This is a genomic window from Pseudomonas fluorescens (assembly GCF_902497895.1).
Classification (GTDB): domain Bacteria; phylum Pseudomonadota; class Gammaproteobacteria; order Pseudomonadales; family Pseudomonadaceae; genus Aquipseudomonas; species Aquipseudomonas fluorescens_BP.
The window spans coordinates 25,808-38,782 of the sequence record NZ_CABVHQ010000057.1; the positions used below are offsets into that span (position 1 = coordinate 25,808).

Annotated in this window: 15 protein-coding genes; 4 read left to right on the top strand and 11 right to left on the bottom strand. The window is 58.4% G+C overall.

From position 1 onward, the window contains the following. Positions 1-45: 45 nt before the first annotated feature. Complete coding sequence (speE, locus tag F8N21_RS23290; protein ID WP_150644355.1) at positions 46-921, bottom strand: polyamine aminopropyltransferase; 876 nt, start codon at positions 919-921, stop codon at positions 46-48. Positions 922-1,100: 179 nt separating this feature from the next. Here speE and F8N21_RS23295 point away from each other — a divergent pair, with 179 nt between their 5' ends. Next, on the top strand, positions 1,101-1,574 hold the full coding sequence (locus tag F8N21_RS23295; protein ID WP_150644356.1) for a methylated-DNA--[protein]-cysteine S-methyltransferase: 474 nt from the start codon (positions 1,101-1,103) through the stop codon (positions 1,572-1,574). Between the two features lie 52 nt (positions 1,575-1,626). Here F8N21_RS23295 and F8N21_RS23300 read toward each other — a convergent pair whose 3' ends face one another. The 4 genes from F8N21_RS23300 to F8N21_RS23315 form a co-directional block, all read right to left on the bottom strand. Further along, positions 1,627-1,818 carry a PLDc N-terminal domain-containing protein gene (locus tag F8N21_RS23300; RefSeq protein ID WP_150644357.1) on the bottom strand — a complete coding sequence of 64 codons (192 nt, stop codon included), beginning with the start codon at positions 1,816-1,818 and terminating at the stop codon, positions 1,627-1,629. A 71-nt stretch (positions 1,819-1,889) separates the two neighbouring features. Beyond that, a complete protein-coding gene (locus F8N21_RS23305; protein ID WP_150644358.1) occupies positions 1,890-2,420 on the bottom strand; it encodes a hypothetical protein in 531 nt (176 codons plus the stop codon). A gap of 251 nt (positions 2,421-2,671) precedes the next feature. Next, positions 2,672-3,190 (bottom strand): ankyrin repeat domain-containing protein, encoded by a 519-nt coding sequence (locus tag F8N21_RS23310; protein WP_150644359.1) that lies wholly within the window; start codon positions 3,188-3,190, stop codon positions 2,672-2,674. Between the two features lie 93 nt (positions 3,191-3,283). After that, positions 3,284-5,122, bottom strand: coding sequence for a long-chain-acyl-CoA synthetase (locus tag F8N21_RS23315; RefSeq protein ID WP_150644360.1), 1,839 nt, complete (start codon positions 5,120-5,122; stop codon positions 3,284-3,286). Positions 5,123-5,609: 487 nt separating this feature from the next. On the opposite strand from F8N21_RS23315, the gene F8N21_RS23320 reads away from it, so the two are divergent. After that, positions 5,610-5,885: a DUF3509 domain-containing protein gene (locus F8N21_RS23320; protein ID WP_150644361.1), complete on the top strand. Its 276-nt coding sequence runs from the start codon at positions 5,610-5,612 to the stop codon at positions 5,883-5,885. 149 nt (positions 5,886-6,034) lie between these two features. Here the strand turns inward: F8N21_RS23320 and F8N21_RS23325 are convergent, their stop codons facing one another. The 6 genes from F8N21_RS23325 to aroC form a co-directional block, all read right to left on the bottom strand. Further along, on the bottom strand, positions 6,035-6,256 hold the full coding sequence (locus tag F8N21_RS23325; protein WP_150644362.1) for a response regulator transcription factor: 222 nt from the start codon (positions 6,254-6,256) through the stop codon (positions 6,035-6,037). A 261-nt stretch (positions 6,257-6,517) separates the two neighbouring features. Continuing rightward, positions 6,518-7,201: an acireductone synthase gene (gene mtnC / locus F8N21_RS23330; RefSeq protein WP_150644363.1), complete on the bottom strand. Its 684-nt coding sequence runs from the start codon at positions 7,199-7,201 to the stop codon at positions 6,518-6,520. 4 nt (positions 7,202-7,205) lie between these two features. Then, complete coding sequence (locus F8N21_RS23335; protein WP_150644364.1) at positions 7,206-7,751, bottom strand: 1,2-dihydroxy-3-keto-5-methylthiopentene dioxygenase; 546 nt, start codon at positions 7,749-7,751, stop codon at positions 7,206-7,208. A 100-nt stretch (positions 7,752-7,851) separates the two neighbouring features. Further along, a complete protein-coding gene (locus F8N21_RS23340; RefSeq protein ID WP_150644365.1) occupies positions 7,852-8,472 on the bottom strand; it encodes a methylthioribulose 1-phosphate dehydratase in 621 nt (206 codons plus the stop codon). After that, positions 8,469-9,614, bottom strand: a complete 1,146-nt coding sequence (locus F8N21_RS23345; protein WP_150644366.1) for an MFS transporter — start codon at positions 9,612-9,614, stop codon at positions 8,469-8,471. Before F8N21_RS23345 ends, F8N21_RS23340 begins: the two co-directional genes overlap by 4 nt. Positions 9,615-9,648: 34 nt before the next feature. Then, positions 9,649-10,740: a chorismate synthase gene (aroC, locus tag F8N21_RS23350; RefSeq protein ID WP_150644367.1), complete on the bottom strand. Its 1,092-nt coding sequence runs from the start codon at positions 10,738-10,740 to the stop codon at positions 9,649-9,651. 124 nt (positions 10,741-10,864) lie between these two features. Here aroC and F8N21_RS23355 point away from each other — a divergent pair, with 124 nt between their 5' ends. After that, on the top strand, positions 10,865-11,863 hold the full coding sequence (locus F8N21_RS23355) for an alpha/beta hydrolase (RefSeq protein WP_150644369.1): 999 nt from the start codon (positions 10,865-10,867) through the stop codon (positions 11,861-11,863). Positions 11,864-11,962: 99 nt separating this feature from the next. Continuing rightward, positions 11,963-12,754, top strand: a complete 792-nt coding sequence (locus F8N21_RS23360; RefSeq protein WP_150644368.1) for a hypothetical protein — start codon at positions 11,963-11,965, stop codon at positions 12,752-12,754. The last annotated feature ends 221 nt before the right edge of the window (positions 12,755-12,975 follow it).

Below are 12,975 nucleotides of genomic sequence, written 5' to 3' on the forward strand. Positions count from 1 at the left end.
GACACATAAAAAAGGGCCTTGCGGCCCCTTTATCAATATGACTGCTTAGTCATTGCTCGGTTTGTTGACCGCCTGCAATACATATTGCGGCAAGGCAAACGCACCGATATGAATTTCAGGATTGTAGTAGCGGGTGATGATGCCGCTGCCGGCGAAACGCTGACGCAGGGTCTCGATGGGTAATTTGCGGTAGGCGGTATTGGTTGCGCCCCAGGCGAAGGTCATCGCGCCGCCGATGTAGGTCGGCACCGCCGCCTGATAGAAGTGCCAGTCCGGGAACAGGCTACGCATACGGCCGGCAGTGGTTTGCACTTCGCTCAGCTGCATGAACGGCGTGCCGTTCTGGGTCACCAGAATGCCGCCTTCGTTCAGGCAACGACGGCACGCTTCATAGAAGTTTTCCGAGAACAGCACTTCGCCCGGGCCGATCGGATCGGTGGAGTCGGAAATGATCACGTCGAACTTCTCTTCGGTGGTCGCGACGAAGCGCATGCCGTCGTCGATCACCAGGTTCAGGCGTGGATCATCGAACGCACCCTTGGAGTGATTTGGCAGGAATTCCTTGCACATTTCGACCACAGTGCCATCGATCTCGACCATGGTGATGTGTTCGATGCTGCGGTGCTTGGCCACTTCACGCAGCATACCGCCGTCACCGCCGCCGATGATCAGCACGCGCTTGGCGGTACCGTGGGCGAGGATCGGTACGTGGGTGAGCATCTCGTGGTAGATGAACTCGTCGGCTTCGGTGGTCTGGATAACCCCGTCCAGCGCCATCACGCGGCCCATGCGCGGGTTCTCGAAGATCACCAGGTGCTGATGCTCGGTGCGCACCTCATGCAGCAGTTTTTCCATGCGAAAACGCTGGCCGTAACCTTCGTAGAGGGTTTCCAGGTATTCGCTGTTCTGGGTAATGCTCATGGGTAAGTCCCCCGGTGAATGCTGGTGGCAACGGACGGTTACCCGCCCATGATGGGCAATCGACAACAGGTAGTGTTCGCAATTGGCCAAAGAAGGCGCGCATTCTACGTCCCGGAACATGACAGGTCGAACCTTCTGGCTCTATCTTTGTGTCTGATCCTTGTCTGGAACCAAACCCGATGTTTTACCGTTATCTACCCAGCCCGATCGGGCCGCTGCTGCTGGCCGGCGATGAACAGGGGCTGCGCCAGCTGTACATGGACAACCACCCGTACTGGACACCGCCGCCGCAATGGATCGAAGCCGGCAATCAACTTGATACCGTCTGTCGGCAACTGGATGAGTACTTCGAGGGCAAGCGTGAGTGTTTCGATGTACCCCTGGCGCCTCAGGGCACGGCATTCCAGCAAAGGGTCTGGCAGGCTTTGCTGGAAATACCTTTTGGCCACACCTGGAGCTACGCCCGACTGGCCGAGCACATCGGCAACCCGAAAGCGGTACGTGCGGTCGGCACCGCCAATGGCGCCAACCCGATATCGATCATCATTCCTTGTCACCGAGTGATCGGCAGCAACGGCACGCTTACCGGTTATGGCGGCGGGCTGGAACGCAAGCAGGCGTTGCTGCAGCTCGAGGGCGCATGGTTGATTTGATACGGCATAGAGTCAGTGGTGCAACCAACGGATCGCGGCCTTCATCACCCCGTTAAATCCGCACATTGCCCCGCGGCCCGGCGATCGCCCAGATGATCAGGCCCAGTACCGGCAACAAGAGAATCAGCAGCACCCAGACTATTTTCATCCCGGTCTCGGTGCCGCTCTTGAGAACGTTGATGATCGCCCAGATATCCAGGGCGAGGATAATCAGCCCGACCAGACCATTGAAGGTAGAACCCATGGTGTCGCTCCTTAGTGAGGGTTTGCACCCTTAGGATAGCCGGGCTTGAGAAGGGTTCCGTTTTATTGCGCTCAGACGTGAATCGCCACTCGCAACGCTTCCAGGGACGGCGCGGCGTTGATACCGACTTCAGCGCACAGCTCCAGCACCCGTGGCACGTCGTTGCCATACACCAGTACCGCCTGGATTTCGTCATCGAGCAGCTGGCTGAAATTCATCAGCACATAACCGCCCTTTTCCGGATTCATGGCGCTCAGCTGGATCTGGATCCGGTTGAGCGCGGTCAGCGCTTCGACCTTGGCCAATTGCTTGGGCTTGATGTTGAAGGTGACGCCCGGGCCGAACGAAGCGACGATCTGCGCGAACAGGTCCATATAGGTGTCGGCCTGGAACAACACGGTTTCCGGCAGGCTGCCGACGACGATCCACTCGCCCAGCGGGATCGGAAAGGTTTCGTCGTAGTTGATGTCCGGATTGGCCGCCAGGAAAGCATCCGCGTCGGCGTAGGCCTGCGCGGCTTCATCGGCGATCCGCGCCACTTCATCCTCGTCCATGCACCCGGAGCTGATTTTGCCGATGAGTTCAACGAGCGTGGTTTTCATGGATGGATCCTGTAGCGAGGGAAATTTGCGGGCGCGAAGGATAGCGCATTCGGGGGGTATCCCGAATGCCGGTCAATCAATTTGCGATTCAACACCTTCCCCCGTAGCAGCTGGCGAAGCCTGCGTTCGGCCGCGCAGCGGTCGTAAAATCAGGCGTTGCGGTTTTGCAGGTTAACCGGGGAGGCAGGTTTTACGACCGCTGCGCGGCCGGACGCAGCCTGGCGGCAGCTGCTACGGACAACCTGCAACCTTCAGCCCAGCAACTTTTCCAGCTGCGCCGTGGTATCTGGCGCGCCCATGGTCTTGGCTGCGTCCAGCGCGGTCACCCCATTGGCGTCTCGGGCCTTCGGATCGGCGCCTTTGCTGATCAGGTAGTCGACGATTGCAGTGCGGTTGAACATCGCCGCCATCATCAATGCGGTGCGACCGTCAAAGGACGAACCTTCGACCTGGGCGCCGCCTTCGACCAGTACCTGGACTACCGCCAGGTCGCCTTTGAACGCGGCACCGGCAATCGGGCTTTGGCCATTGTCATTGCGGATCTCCGGGTCGGCCTTGTGCTCGAGCAACACCTTAACGGCATCGGCATGCCCGTGATAGCTGGCGAGCATCAGCAAGGTATCGCCCTTGTGATTGCGCAGGTTGACCGGCAGACCCTTGCTCAGCAATGCGGCGAGCATGGCAGCATCGCCTTCACGCGCTTTGTTGAACACCTGCTCGGCAAACTCCGCAGCTTCTTCTTCGGTCATCTGGCGGCTTTTGTCTGACATTCGGGACTCCACATTCACTTGGCAAAGCCGTTAGTTTCCCGAGCCGCCCCGAACCTGTCATCCCTTTTTTCTCAAATCGGGCAATAGCCAGAATCAATAGCGGAACTTGCCACCGTGAATATCCGCCAACACCTGCGCGGTGACTTGCACGTATGTATCCGATCCCGGTAACCAGGCATAGATCGGGTCATCTCCGGTTTTTGCCGGGTCAAAGGCTTCGTCCTTGAGCCGGACTTTCTGATATTTGAAGGTGCCGGTGGTCTCCATTTTCACTTTCACCCGCAAGAACAATGGCACTGCGTAGGCCGGCATTTGCTCTCTGGCGAATTGCAGCAGTTCGCTGAAATCCAGGGTGGCCAGGGATTCGGCGGGGGTGATCGCGGCCATCCCGGCACGCCCGTTGGTGTTACTGATCTCGACGCCATAGGCCACCGCCTCGGCGATATGCGGATGCTGCAGGAGAATGTTCTCGACCTCGGTCGTCGATACGTTTTCGCCCTTCCAGCGGTAGGTATCCCCCAGACGGTCAACGAACTGTGCATGACCAAAACCGATATTTCTCAGCAAGTCTCCGGTGTTGAAGTAGCGATCACCCTTCTCGAATACATCGTGGAGGATGACCTTTTGGGTCTTCTCGGGATCGGTGTAGCCATCGAGCGGGGCCTTGTCATCGATCTTCGCCAGCAGCAGACCCTGCCCACCCTTGGCGACTTTCTGCATGAAGCCGGCCTTGTTGCGAATTGGCATACAGCTGTCATGGGCATATTCCACCAACTCCCAGGACATCAGGGAAAAACCGATGGTGTTATCGAAGTTGAGGATATTGGTGAAACCGATATTGCCGTCACTGGCGGCGTACAGTTCGCAGACGTGCTTGACCCCGAAGCGCTTCTTGAACTCGCTCCACACCCCTGGGCGCAAACCGTTGCCGATCATTTTTACCACACCGTTGTGACGGTCGTCGGCGCTCGCTGGCTGGTCGATCAGGTAACGACACAATTCACCGACGTATCCGATAGTGGTGGCGTTGAACTTGCGCACGTCATTCCAGAACTGACTGGCGCTGAATTTTCGGCGAATGGCAAACCCCGATGCCCCACAGATGGCAGAGCCCCAGCAGACGCAAAGGCCGGTGGCGTGGTACAGCGGCAAGGTGCAATAAACGACATCCGCCGGTCCCATATCCAGTGCGATCATGCCGAAACTGACGGAAGTCCTCGTCCAGCGGCCGTGCTTGAAAACCCCGGCCTTGGGCAAGCCGGTGGTGCCTGATGTGTAGATATAGAAGCAAGGATCATCGAAATGGATCTGCTGGCTGCTGAGTGGGTTGTCTATCGCGCACTCGGCACTGGCGGTCATCAGGTTGATAAAGCCTGCGGGCACCTCGCCGGGGTCGCGAGAAGTATCCTGATCGGCGACGCACCAGATTCTGTCCTGATCGATAGCGATCTGCTCGCGGACCGCCGAAAACGCTTGCGCCAACTCTACCCCGACCACTACCGCCAGCGGTTTTACCAGGTTCAGGCTATGCACCAGCACATGCTGGGTTTGCGAGGTGTTGAGCATGGCGCCGATAGCACCGACCTTGGCCACAGCCAATACCGTAACCAGCAGTTCGGGCCGGTTCTCGATAAAAATCCCGACCACGTCACCTTTGCCGATGCCTTGGGCAATCAGGTGATGGGCAATGCGGTTGGCCCACTGGTTGACCTGGGCATAGCTTAACGAAACGTTGCCGTAGAGCAGCGCCGAACCATGGGGATTGCGCAACGTCGCTTGCTCGAATGCCCGCCCCAGACCACAGGGTTGATTCGGCTTGTTGGCATTGGCGACCTTGAGCCCCTTGACCACCCGCGCAATGGTTTTGGCAATGGATGGCAACTTTCGAAGCATCATGCCCCAGGTAATCATGCCGTTTGAATTGCTGCTCATGGTTGCCACATTCCCTGTCCGCTATTGAAACCTATGGGGTTCTATAGATTGTTAAATGTCAAAAGGCACTCTTTGCTGTTCAACTAAAACAGTGAACAAAACCCGTGAAGCAGGATGAAAAGTACGTCAGCCGTTCTTTGGCTGTACATGGAGGATTTGAAATGTTTTGTATCTATCAACCGTAGGGCCGGCTAGTTCGCTGATCCAGGCAGGTTTGTCCAAACCGGTATCCCGTCCGCGCAATGGAATTTTTCCTGCCGGGCGACGGTCTGACCTTTACCGGGAGTTCTCTGCGTCCAGAAAAATCCGGAAAACCACGCAAAATGCAGGATGCACGATGGCCATTCATGCAAATTGCACGGAATCGAAATTTTAGGTTATTTTCAACTTGTTGATTTATAAGGGATTTTAAAAAATCCAATACTGGCACAATCACTGCACCTATCACTCCACGCTTGCCATTCAAGAGCTAACGGAGCTGATAGACATGAGCCTGATCCAAGAAAAATTCGCGTCCCTGTTCTCCAACTTCGAAGTCACCGTCCAGGCCCGGCCGGACGGCGGTATTTTGCTCACGCTGCGCAATAGCGAAAAACAGCTCAAACGATCGATTTCCTATGCACAGCTGCATGCCGGTGACCAACTGTCCTGGGTGATCAGCGCAATACGCCGCGACCTGGCAGAACAGGCCAGCGAGTTGCCACAGATTTCGATGTTGCAGAGTCAACACCGCTTTGCCCTGCCGACCTATCACTCGGTCTGAGCAGGAACTGGCGCAGCCTGCGATCTTGGCTGTGTGATAGACGCTTAAAGGGTTGCGCGGCGAATGAAGATCAAAAGATCGCAGCCTGCGGCAGCTCCTACGGGTCGTGCAAGCCCTCAGGCTTCACGGCCCGATGTCGTTTTTGAGAGTCAATTCAGCAACCCCCTGTTCAGCGCCTCGCCCACCGCCTGGGCTCTGTTGGTCACTTCCAGTTTGCAGTAGATATTGCTCAGGTGGAATTTGACCGTGGCCTGGGATATGTCCCGAATAACGCTGATTTCCCACACCGTTTTCCCGGCCCTGGCCCAGCGCAGGATTTCCAGCTCCTTGGCGCTCAATGGCTTGCCCACCGGGCGCTGTCGACGTCTCATTCATGACTCCCCTCTCACCTTGAACAGGTGCACCGCCGCCAACATAAACACTGCGTTGACAGCCGTGCCCACAAAGGCGAAAGGGTTACACAGACATGAGATTTAACAAGGAAGAAAGGCACTAAAGAGCGAAGCCCTACAAACCAACAAGCACCTTCCTACGCTAACTAATGAACACAACTGGGTCAGCGTCTATCAAGTCGACTGTCGGCCTGTTCAAGTTTGGCTGGATACCAGATATCAGTAGTCAGCCGTTGCCACTCAGAACGTAGACGGGTCTATTTGTGCAAAGCTGCTGACATTCCGCTGCCCGACCAGTTCACCACCGTCGCGCACCAGGCCGCAGGTGGCCATCCCCGCTTCCCGCGCTGCATCCAGCTCCTGGACGATATCGGACAGGAACAGAATCTGCTCAGCCTGACAGCCAATTGCCTGCGCAATCCGCTGATAGGACTGCACTTCGCGCTTGGGCCCCGAGGTGGTATCGAAATAGCCACTGAACAACGGCGTCAAATCACCGGCCTCGGAGCAACCGAAAATCAGCCGTTGAGCCTGGATCGACCCGGATGAATAAACAAACAGTTGATAGCCATCCTGATGCCAGCGCTTAAGCGCTTCAACCGCATCCGGGTAGACGTGCCCTTTGAGCTGTCCGGCCAGATACCCCTGCTCCCAGACCATCCCTTGCAAGGCTTTGAGCGGCGTAGCCTTACGGTCTTCGGCAATCCAGTCCAAGAGGATCCGGACCACCCGCTCGACGTCAGCCGCGGGCTCGCCACTGTCCTGACGAACCACCTGCAGTTGCTCGGCGACGTCCGGTCGGTCGGCGTTCTGCCGGACAAACTCCGGAAGATTATTTGCGGCATAGGGAAACAGCACCTCGAACACGAAACTTACCGCGCTGGTGGTGCCTTCGATATCGGTGAGAATGGCTTTGATCGACATTCGCTCAGTCCTCCAGGCCAGGAAAACGACGGGCGATGTCTTCGCCGGTGAACCGGGCTACCCAGCCCTCGGGATTGTTGAACATGCGGATCGCCACGAAGTGCGGGTTCTCGCCCATGTCGAACCAGTGCGGCGTGCCGGCGGGAACCGAGATCAGGTCGTTCTTTTCGCAGAGCACGGCATACACATAATCATCGATATGCAGGGTGAACAGACCACGCCCGGCGACGAAAAAACGCACTTCGTCTTCGCCATGACGGTGCTCATCGAGGAACTTGGCCCGCAGTTCGGCTTTTTGCGGGTGATCGCTGTTGAGGCTGATGACATCGACGGTGACGTAGCCACGCTCGGTCATCAAACGGTCGATCTGCTCCTGGTAGGCGGCGATCACTTCTTCCTGACTGGCGCCCGGCTGAATCTTCGCGGCAGCTTGCCAGCGGTCGAAACGCACGCCTTTTTCGGCCAGGGTCGAGGCAATATCCTCGAAGTGAGTCAGAACCTTGTTCGGCAGTTCCGGGCTGGATACGTGGTAAACGGACAGGCTGCTCATGCTGGCAACTCCTCGGTATCAGCATCACCCTCCAACTTTTGCAGGCCGGTCAGGTGATGGATTTCATCAGATGGTAGGCTACTTCTGAAGAAGTAAGCGGTTAACGGTTGAGCACGGAGCGGGTCTTCAACTCGCACTCGAACAGAAATTCAAAGGCTTCGATCTGCCGCAGCGCATCGCTCATCCGCGCGCCCCAGGTATAGAGACCATGGCCGCGGATCAGGTAACCCACACAATCGGGATGCGCCTCGAGCCAAGGCTGCACCTTGGCGGCCAGTCGAGCAATATCCTGATCGTTATCGAAGATCGGCACCCGTATCCTGGACTCGTGGGTGGAGACGCCGCTGAAAGCTTTTTGCAGTTCGTAATCTTCGAACTCGATAAAGTCTTCAGGGGTCAGCCGCGAGAGCACCGTGGCATTCACCGAGTGCGTGTGCAACACCGCGCCGATCTCCGGGCGCCAGCTATAGAGCTGGGTGTGCAGCAAAGTTTCGGCCGAGGGTTTCTTTCCCGGTTCCAGGCTGTTGCCGGCCAGGTCGGTGACCAACACATCATCCGGACCCAGCTGACCCTTGTGCTTGCCGGAGACCGTCAGCAAGGCCTGGCTGGGCGACAAGCGGGTCGAGTAATTGCTGCTGGTGGCCGGCGACCAGCCGCGGCCATAGAGAAAACGCCCGGCTTCGATGATTTCCAGGGCTAGCTGTTCACGGGTGAGGCTCATGGCCTGTCCTCTTGCATACGAGTGGCAATGATAACGGCTGCAGCCAGGGCTGCGAGGCTGGCGATACTGAAAGTCAACGTCGCCCCCAGGGCATTCCAGCTATAGCCGGAATACAACGCACCCAGCGCACCGCCGGTGCCAGCCAATGCGGCATACAGCGCCTGCCCCTGGCCTTGCTGGCGAGCGCCAAAGCTACGTTGCACGAAATGGATGGCAGCCGCGTGAAAGCTGCCAAAGGTAGCCGCGTGCAAAATTTGCGCGAACAGCAGCACCCACAAAAACTCGGCAAAGGAGCCGAGCAGCAGCCAGCGCAACGCGGCCAGCAGGAAACTCGCCAGCAACACCTGGCGCACCGAGAAGCGCGCCAGAATCTTGCTCATGGCCAGGAACATCAATACTTCGGCGACCACCCCCAGGGCCCAGAGCATACCGATCAAGCCACGGCTGTAACCCAGGTGCTCAAGGTGCAGGGTCATGAATGTGTAATACGGCCCATGACTCAACTGCATCAGCGCCACGCAGACATAAAACGCCAGCACGCCGGGGCTGCGCAACTGCTTGAGAAATCCCTCACCGGTCAGACGACTGCCCTGGACCGGCTGGGCATTTGGCACCCAGGCGCTGCTGATGACAATCCCGGCCATGATCACCACCAGCGTCCCCGGGTAGATGTCCAGGCTCAGCCATTCGAACAAACGCCCAAGTGCCACCACCGTGATGATAAAACCGATGGATCCCCACAGACGGATCTGGCTGTAACGGGAGGTCTGGCCATTCAAATGCGCCAGGGTAATGACTTCGAATTGCGGCAACACCGCGTGCCAGAAGAACGCATGCAGGGCCATGACCATTGCCAGCCACGCATAGCTCTTGCTGACGAAGATCAGCGAGAAGGTCAGCAGCGTGCAAACCGCCCCGAAGCGCACAATCGCCAGTCGGCGCCCAGTGTAGTCACCCAGCCAACCCCAGATATTCGGCGCCACGCAGCGCATCAGCATCGGAATCGCCACCAGTTCGCCAATGCGCGCGCTGGAAAAACCCAGGTGATCGAAGTACAGCGCCAGAAACGGTGCCGTCGAACCGAGCAAGGCGAAATAGAACAGATAGAAACTGGATAGCCGCCAGTACGGGAGCGCCACCACGGCTGTCAGACCGTGGCGACTGCGAAGGCCGCCATTACAGCTGGCCCAGCACCGGTGTGCTGACCCGCACGGCGGCGTTCTGCCCGCGGTGGCGCAGCAGGTGGTCCATCAACACGATGGCCATCATTGCCTCGGCGATCGGCGTGGCGCGGATACCGACACATGGGTCGTGGCGGCCCTTGGTGATGACATCCACCGGGTTACCGTGGACATCGATGGAGCGGCCCGGCGTGGTGATACTCGAAGTCGGTTTGAGGGCCAGGTGCGCAACGATCGGCTGCCCGGAAGAAATTCCGCCGAGAATGCCGCCGGCGTTGTTACTGAGGAATCCTTCAGGGGTCATTTCGTCACGGTGCTCGGTGCCACGCTGGGCGACGCTGGCGAAACCGGCGCCGATTTCCACGCCCTTGACCGCGTTGATGCTCATCAGCGCATGGGCCAGTTCAGCATCGAGGCGGTCGAAGATCGGCTCACCCAGACCCGGCATCACGCCTTCGGCGACCACGGTGATCTTCGCTCCGACCGAATCCTGATCGCGGCGCAGCTGGTCCATATAGGCTTCAAGCTCCGGCACTTTGTCCGGATCAGGACAGAAGAAGGCGTTCTCTTCCACCGAATCCCAGGTCTTGAACGGGATTTCGATCGGCCCCAGCTGGCTCATGTAGCCACGGATCACGATGCCCTGGCTCGCGAGGAACTTCTTCGCAATAGCACCTGCTGCCACGCGCATGGCGGTTTCCCGCGCCGAGCTGCGCCCGCCGCCGCGATAGTCGCGTTCACCGTACTTGTGGTGGTAGGTGTAATCGGCATGGGCCGGACGAAACAGATCCTTGATCGCCGAGTAGTCCTTGGACTTCTGGTCGGTATTGCGAATCAGCAGACCGATCGGACAACCGGTGGTCCGGCCTTCGAAAACCCCGGAAAGAATTTCGACTTCGTCGGCTTCCTGACGCTGGGTGGTATGGCGGCTGGTGCCAGGCTTGCGCCGATCCAGATCGCGCTGCAGATCATCCAGCGACAGCTCGAGGCCCGGCGGGCAGCCATCAACAATGGCGACCAACGCCGGACCATGGCTTTCGCCAGCGGTGGTGACAGTGAACAGCTTGCCGTAGGTATTGCCGGACATGCAGGGCGCTCCGTGTAATCGCTGAAGTTACTCAACCTGAATAGCTAAAGCTTATAATTAAGCCTTGGTAACCAAGTGCGCGCCAGTATACGCAGGCTACCCAACTAGTTCATCCTCGAACCTTATTGGTGTCTGTGAGTCCAACCGGCACCTTGTTCATGATGGCGTGATGATGCTGCGAGTTCTTGTCTTGAGCCTTACCCTGTTTACCGGCCTGGTCCAGGCCACCGTTCTGCAACGTCCTATCAGCCTGGACACTGGCAACGGCGAGCTACATGGCTCGTTGTTGCTGCCCAAATCCGACACCCCGGTGCCGGTGGTATTGATTATCTCCGGTTCCGGCCCCACCGACCGCGATGGCAACAATCCCGACGGCGGGCGCAACGACAGCCTCAAGCGCCTGGCCTGGGTGCTGGCCAAACACAACATCGCCAGCGTGCGCTACGACAAACGTGGCGTGGCCGCCAGCCTTGCGGCGACACCCGACGAACGCAACCTGACACTCGATGCCTATGTGGCCGACGCTGTGGCCTGGGGTCGGCAGCTCAAGACCGATCCTCGCTTCGGTAACCTGATCCTGCTCGGGCACAGCGAAGGCGCGCTGATTGCCAGCCTCGCCGCTCCCCCTCTGGATGCCGCGGCGGTGATTTCCGTCTCCGGCAGCGCCCGTCCGATCGACCAGGTGCTGCGCCAGCAGTTGAGCTATCGTTTGCCACCGCCGCTGGTGCTGCGCAGCAATCAGTTGCTCGACAGCCTCAAGGCCGGTCACGTCGACAACGCTGTGCCACCGCAACTGGAAGTGATTTTCCGTCCCAGCGTGCAGCCGTATCTGATCAGCCTGTTTCGCCAGGACCCGTCAGCAGCCTTCGCCAGGCTGAAAATGCCAGCCTTGATCATTCAGGGCAGCAACGACATCCAGGTCGGTGTCGGCGATGCGCAGATGCTCAAGGCCGCCAAACCGGACGCCGAACTGGCGCTGATCGAAGGCATGAACCATGTCATGCGCATCGTGCCCAATGATATCAAGCGCCAACTGGCCTCATACAAAGACCCGCAGCTGCCACTGGCCGCCGAGTTGGGCGCGCATATCTTGAGCTTTATTGAAGGACTTCGCGCCAGTTAAGCGGCCTTCACCCTCCAGTCCTGAAAAAAACGGCCGATAAGCCTTTGCCGACAGTTTATTTGCTGTCGGCAAGCAGGGCTTGGACAGGATCTCGCCGTTATGACAGATACCCGCAATTCACCCGAAATCGCAGTCGATGAAACCGCCCTGGAAACGGTCGAGCTGCCGTGGGCGGACGTCCATGCCGAGCATCACCGGATGCTCCGCCTCGCGCCGCTGCAAACTGACCGCACCACCGGCGCACGACCGCTGCGCTTTGTCGAGTTCGGTTATGCCGAGCGTCACGCCAAGGAGCGCAGTCTGCTCAGGATGAGTATCCAACTGCCGAACCAACGGGTACGCAAAGAGCAGAACCACCTGGATGTGTGGGTTGATCACGCCACCCGCCGGGTGCATTTCAGCCCTGAAAACGGTTTGCAGATCGAGCCTTTGAACCGCGGGGTCGGTCGTTTCCTGATGGCTCAGGGCATCGCCTGGGCGCAGAAAAAATGCTCGCGCTATCGGGTTGACGGCTTCGATCTGGCGAACAAGGACGCCCTCAACGAGGACACGCGTCTGCGCCGCGATCACTCTTTGCGGGCCCATGGTTTCGAAGTGGTCTACGCCGATGCGCAGTACTTGAAGGGCAGCGTGAAAGACACGCCGGTCGGTGAATTGCGGGCGGGCTGGAATACGGAAAAGCTGCAGTTCGTGGAGATCCTCGAAGCCGCACAGATGCTCCAGCAAGCCGAGCAAAACCTGGCGGAACAGGAAGTCAAACTGCGCAAACAGGCAGAAGAGGTCAGCCGATTCCAGCGCGACGACATCGGGTTGCGCTTCACCATCACCTGTCTGGTGGCGTTCTCGGTTTTCCAGGCCGGGTTGTTGATCTGGATTGCCACGCATCGTTGACAGGGTCAGACACAGCCGTGTGGCGAGGGGGCTTGCTCCAATGCCATTCAGTTTAGGGAAGTTACCATCCAGATGCTGCGTCTGGTCCGAAAACCACCCCTCACCCAACCCTCGCCCCCTTGGGCATAGATATCTACACATCTTTTAAGGGCTGCCAAATACTGTGGCGAGGGGGCTTGCCCCCGCTCGGCTGCGCAGCAGTCGTAAAACCGGCGGATGCG